Genomic DNA, 240 nt, shown 5'->3' on the forward strand with positions numbered 1-240 from the left:
TCGCGGTTCGGATCGATTCCGACGACCTCCGCGGGAACCGGCTCTGCCCCGGCGAGCCGCACGCTGACCTGGCGGGCGCCCTCCACCACGTGTGCCGCGGTCAGCACCAGCCCGGGTCCCACGACGAAGCCCGATCCTGCGAACGGCGCACCCGTGCAGCTCGTGCTGAGCAGCCGCCCGACCGAGGCCGAGTAGCGCTGCACGACGGGATCGAGGAGTGAGGCGTCCACGGGGGTGGGC

The 240-nt window shown here is 73.3% G+C and carries 1 protein-coding gene; it reads right to left on the minus strand.

Features of this window, described 5'->3' with window-relative positions:
* Window positions 1-240: trypsin-like peptidase domain-containing protein (locus BN358_RS23740; RefSeq protein WP_198018439.1), on the minus strand; the 240-nt coding region annotated here is incomplete at both ends.

The sequence above is a fragment of the Sedimentibacter sp. B4 genome (assembly GCF_000309315.1).
In the GTDB taxonomy this organism is placed as follows: domain Bacteria; phylum Bacillota; class Clostridia; order Tissierellales; family Sedimentibacteraceae; genus Sedimentibacter; species Sedimentibacter saalensis.